Genomic DNA, 5,683 nt, shown 5'->3' with positions numbered 1-5,683 from the left:
GTTAGCGGGTTGAGCGGCTTTCTTTGCTTATCTTTCTTTGCCGCGGCAAAGAAAGTAAGTGCCGCCCCGCACAGGGGCGACGCTAATAGACCAATAAGAAATCAAGGAAAGGCCAAAGAGCCAGATCAACCAAATGCCAAGGAGCCAGTTCAAGGAAAGGCCAAAAAAACCCAGAGCAAGGAAAGCCCACCGCCGTAGGCAAACAGAACAACCAATCAAGCGCCGCGCAGGCAAAAAAACCAAATCCCCGCGCTACGCGCAAAACCCTCGAACTCTCCAGCACTTACCCGCAATATCCAGGCATTATCAACAAGCCTATAAACAAAATCTGTGGATAAGCCACGCAACCGCGGCACATCTTTCGAGCACCCATCGCCCCGAGCGGCTAGGCCGCTCACCCTTGCATCCCTCCGCACCGCGGGCAACAACCCGATCTGTATCAAGCACTTAAGCCCGTAGCCCCAGAGTTATCAACAACCCTGTCAACATAAACTGGGGATAACATTGAGACATGCCAACAGCTCATTCCAGACGAATCCAGCACCCAGAAGCGCCCCATGGTTCATTCCGCACCGCACCCAAAAATCACAGCGCGATCAACGTGTTAGCCCGCTTGTCAGATAGTTTTCAACAGCCTCATCAACATTAACTGGGGATAAGTCCGCACCCATCAGTACGGAATCCAGGTTTAGTCGGAAGCATCCACCTTCGTCGCAGAAACTGCCGGCGCCGCCGCCACAGACGGCTCCGATTCCACCGGTGGATTCCCCATCGCCTGGAACAAGGCCGCAGTGTCCGTCAGCCGCGCACTCGTATAGCGAATCTCATCGAGCTGCGCGTTACGAAACTGCTGTTCGCTCGAGCGCGTCGACGCAATCGGCAACGCACCTAGCCGGTAGCGTCCCGAGGTCTCGTCGAAAATTCCCTGCGCCGAGCGCGCGGCAATATTCGCCGCGTCGAGCGCTTGCGTGTCGTGCTGCAACGCTGCAAGCGTGTCGGCGACGTTCTGGAATGCGGCCAGCACGGTTTGCTTGTACTGCGAAACCGTGGCGTCATACGTGTCCATCGCCGCGCGGCGCTGCGCGAACAATGCGCCGCCATGAAACAGCGGTTGTGATAAAGACGCGCCAATACTCCAGATCGCCCCCGCGCCGGACAGCGCCACCGGCCAGCTAAAGCCGCCTTGTCCCATCGATGCACTCAGCGAAAGACTCGGGAACATCTGCGCGGTCGCCACGCCGACATCGGCCGCGGCGGCTTTCAACGCGGCGTCCGCGGCCTGAATGTCGGGCCGCGAGCGCAGCAATTCGGATGGCACCACAACCGGCACTTGCTCAGGCACATGCAGTTGCGCGAGATCGAGGTCGTCGGGCGCCGCGTCCGGCGTGCGGCCGAGCAGCACGGCCAGAGCATGACGCGTCGTCAGCCATTGCTGCTTCAAACCGGGCAAACTCGCGGACAGACTCGCCGCACTCTGTTGCGCGCTCAACTGATCGGCGTGCGAGACCGCGCCCAATGCGTAGCGCCGTTGCGTGTCGCGCGCCTGATCGTTGGCAATCGTCACCAGCCGCTCGGTCGTGTCGATCTGCGCACGCAGCGCCGCGCTCGTAATTGCCGCCGTCACGATGTTGGCGGCCAGCGCCCGGCGCGCGGCATCGAACTGATAGGCCTGCACATTTACGCGCGCAGCGAGCGCCGCATCGGCGAGACGCGCGGCGCCGAACAGGTCGAACGTGTAGTGCGCTTGCAACTGGCCCACGAAGACGTTGTACAGAAACGTGTTGGGTCCGATCTCCGGTATCGCCAGCGCGCGGTTGCGGGTCACCTGGCCACCGGCGTCGATGGTCGGCAGCAGCGAACTGCCGATCTGCGCGCGCAACTGCTCGCGCGCAGCGGCAAGGCTCTTGTCGGTGGCGGCGAGCGTCGGGCTGTTGCGTAAGCCTTCGTCGACCAGCGCGTTCAACGCATCCGATTGATACAGCTTCCACCATTCGGGCACGGGCTTGGCGCCGACCACGAATTGCTGGGTGACGCCCTGTGCGGGCACGGTTTGCGTCGGCTGCGCCTCGGCGCCATAGTGCGCCGGTTGCGGCATGGCGGGCGGCGCGCCGTTCGGGCCGAACGAGCAGGCGGCCAACGCCAGCGCGGCGGCGCCGGCAAGTGTGAGGCGCAGTTGTCGAGGGATTGCAAAGTTAACCATCATCTCAATTCCCCGTATGCGTCGTGCCGGAAACGGACGGCGGCCGCGGCTCGCGCTCGTCGGCACGCACTCTGAACGACATGGCGTACAGGGCCGGCAGGTAGAACAACGTGAGGATCGTCGCGCTGGTAATGCCACCCATTAGCGCGGTCGCCATCGGGCCGAAGAAGTTCGAACGCAACAGCGGAATCAGCGCGAGCACGGCCGCTGCCGCGGTCAGCGTGATCGGCCGGAAGCGCCGCACCGTCGCGCCGACGATCGCGTCGAAGCGCTTATGCCCCGCAGCAATGTCCTGCTCGATCTGATCGACCAGAATCACCGAGTTGCGCATGATGATGCCGAACATCGCGATCACGCCGAGCATCGCGACAAAGCCGAACGGCTGGCCGAACAGCAGCAGCGTGATGACCACGCCGATCAGGCCGAGCGGCGCGGTCAGCACAACCATCAGCACGCGCGCGAAACTCTGCAGCTGGATCATCAGCAGCGTCAGGACGGCGATGATCATGATCGGCATTTGCGCGTTGATCGATGTTTGACCCTTGCCGCTTTCCTCGACCGAGCCGCCGATTTCGATCCGGTAGCCGACCGGCAGCGTGGCGCGAATCTGGCTCAAGGCATTGTCGACGGCGTGCGTGACGTCGATCCCTTGCGCGCCGGGCGCAACGTCGGATTGCACGGTGATCGTGGGTTGCCGGTCGCGTTCCCAGATCACGCCGTATTCGAGGTCGTCACGCAAATGGCCCAGCGTGCCAAGTGGAACCGGCCCGTTCGGCGTCGGCATGGCCAGCGTGACGAGGTGCGCGGGGTCGACGCGTTCCGCTTTGGGCGCGCGCAGGTCGACGCTGATCAGCTTGTCGCGCTCGCGATACTGGGTGACGGTGTAGCCGGAGAGTGTCATCGCGAGGAAGCTCGAGATGTCTTCTGAGCTCACGCCGAGTTCGCGCGCTTTCTTCTGGTCGACTTCGAAGCGCACCGAGCGCTCGGCGGGCTCATCCCAGTCGAACTGGACGTTGCGGGTGCCGTGGTCGGCGCGCATGGTTGCGGCCACGCGCTCGGCGATCGACCGGACGGTGGCGATATCGTCGCCGCTGACGCGAAACTGCACGGGATAGCCGACCGGCGGCCCGTTCTCGAGACGCGACAGGCGCGTGCGAATCGCCGGGAAGTTGTTGCGCAATTCCGGCTCGAGCCACTGCGCGAGTTTCTCGCGATCCTTCACCGATTTCGCCGTGATCACGAACTGCGCGAAATTGGGCTGCGGCAATTGCTGGTCGAGCGGCAGATAGAAACGCGGCGCGCCGGTGCCCACGAAGTCCACCGTATGATCGATTTCCGGACGGCCCACCAGTGCTTTTTCCAACCGCTCTGCCTGCCGCAATGTCGCGTCGAATGAAGCGCCTTCGGGCAAGCGCACATCCACCAGCAACTCGGGACGGTCCGAGCTCGGGAAGAACTGTTGCGGCACCAGCGTGAAGCCTGCCATGGCCAGAACGAACAGCACGATGGTAATCGCCAGCACGACGAAACGTCGTTCGATGCACCAGCCGACCCAGCCACGCAAGCGCTTGTAAAAACGGGTGTCGTAGATGTCGTGTTCGTGATCGTCCGCTTCGTGTGCCTGACGTTTGCGCTCCGGCAACATGTGATAGCCGAGCAACGGAATCAGCACCACGGCCGCGAGCCACGACGCGATCAGCGCGATCGCCGACACTTCGAAGATCGAGCGCGTGTATTCGCCGGTACTCGACTTCGCCAACGCAATCGGCAGGAAGCCGGACACGGTCACGAGCGTCCCGGTCAGCATCGGAAACGCGGTACTGGTGTACGCAAAGGCGGCCGCGCGCGTGCGGTTCCAGCCTTGCTCGAGTTTCACCGACATCATTTCGACGGCGATGATCGCGTCGTCCACCAGCAGCCCTAAAGCCAGCACGAGCGTGCCCAACGACACCTTGTGCAGGCCGATATCGAACAGATACATACACAGCGCCGTGACGGCGAGCACGACCGGTATCGAGATCACGACCACCATGCCGGTGCGCACGCCCAGCGACAACAGGCTGACCACCAGCACGATCGCAATGGCCTCGGCGACGGCCTCGAGAAAGTCGTCGACCGAAAGCGCCACGGCATGCGGCATGCTCGACACTTCGACCAGGTGCAAACCGGCGGGCAGGGAGGCCCGCAGCTTGACGGTCTCCTGATCGAGGGCCTTGCCCAGACGGATCACGTCGCCGCCAGGCTGCATCGTGACGCCGATGCCGAGCACCGCCTTGCCGCCGGAACGCATTTGCGTCGCGACCGGGTCGTCGTAACCACGCTTGATGGTCGCGATGTCGCCGAGACGGAACGAGCGGTTGTTGATGCGGATCAGCGTGTCGGCGAGCGCATTGACGTCCTGGAACTGACCGGTGGGGCGCACGAACACGCGGTCGTCGGCGGTGGTCAAGGTACCCGCCGGCGCGACGCTGTTCTGCGAATTGATCGCCTGGCCGAGTTGCTGCGGCGAGATGCCGAGGCGCGTGAGTTGCGTGTTGGCGATCTCGATGTAGATGTGCTGATCCGGGTCGCCGAAATAGTCGACCTTGCCGACGCCCGGCACGCGCAGCAGCACCGTGCGCAACTGGTCCGCATAGTCGTGCAGTTGCGCGGCGGAAAAGCCGTCGCCTTCGAGCGTCCAGATGTTGGTGTAGACGTCGCCGAATTCGTCGTTGAAGAACGGGCCCTGAATGCCTTGCGGCAAGGTCGCCGCGATGTCGCCGACTTTCTTGCGCACCTGATACCAGGTTTCGGGCACGTCCTTGACCGGGGCCGAGTCTTTCATCGAAAAGAACATCAACGATTCGCCGGGCCGCGAGTAACTGCGCACGAAATCGATGGCGGGCGTTTCCTGCAGCTTCCGGCCGATGCGGTCGGTGACCTGTTCCTGCACCTGGCGCGCGGTCGCGCCGGGCCAGAAGGTGCGGATCACCATCACGCGGAACGTGAAGGGCGGGTCTTCGGATTGGGCCAGACGCGTATAGGCGAGGACGCCGAACGCGGTGGCGAGCGCGATCAGGAAAACCACCAGCGCCTGGTGGCGCAGCGCCCATGCGGACAGGTTGAAGCGTCCTTCTTCATGCGTGGTGCTCATGAAGCGAAGTCCTCGGGATGCAGCGGCGGGATCACGTGGACTTTTTCACCGGCGGTCACGGTATGCACGCCTTGCAGCACGACGCGGTCACCGTCCTTGAGCCCCTGGCCGATCACGATCGTGCGCTCGTTATAGCGCGTGACCGTCACGCGGCGCAGTTCCAACGTGCCGACGCCAGGCGTGCCGACGCCCGGAGTACCGACGCCCGGCGTACCGACGCCCGGCGCATTCTCCGCTGGACGCACGACCCACACGGCCGGCTGCGTGCCGTCGTGAAACAGCGCGGTGGCCGGTACGGTGAAGGCACTCGGCTGGCTCGCAGCTGAATTGCCAGCAGGGTTGGCAGCCGA

2 protein-coding genes and 2 pseudogenes are annotated in these 5,683 nt (G+C 63.5%); 1 reads left to right on the top strand and 3 read right to left on the bottom strand.

The features are described from left to right. Positions 1-198 (top strand): annotated as a pseudogene (locus QOC89_RS13535) (hypothetical protein); the annotation flags it as partial. A 490-nt stretch (positions 199-688) separates the two neighbouring features. Here the strand turns inward: QOC89_RS13535 and QOC89_RS13530 are convergent. The 3 genes and pseudogenes from QOC89_RS13530 to QOC89_RS13520 all read right to left on the bottom strand — a co-directional run. Then, positions 689-2,200 (bottom strand): efflux transporter outer membrane subunit, encoded by a 1,512-nt coding sequence (locus tag QOC89_RS13530; protein ID WP_323045474.1) that lies wholly within the window; start codon positions 2,198-2,200, stop codon positions 689-691. Between the two features lie 4 nt (positions 2,201-2,204). Beyond that, entirely contained in the window at positions 2,205-5,333 is a 3,129-nt protein-coding gene (locus QOC89_RS13525) for an efflux RND transporter permease subunit (protein WP_323045473.1), read from the bottom strand. Continuing rightward, a pseudogene (locus tag QOC89_RS13520) lies at positions 5,330-5,683 on the bottom strand (efflux RND transporter periplasmic adaptor subunit); the annotation flags it as partial. The pseudogene QOC89_RS13520 and the gene QOC89_RS13525, both read right to left, overlap by 4 nt.

It is taken from the genome of Paraburkholderia sp., assembly GCF_034668105.1.
Taxonomy (GTDB): Bacteria; Pseudomonadota; Gammaproteobacteria; order Burkholderiales; family Burkholderiaceae; genus Paraburkholderia.
This window is presented reverse-complemented; position numbering and strand designations above follow the sequence as displayed.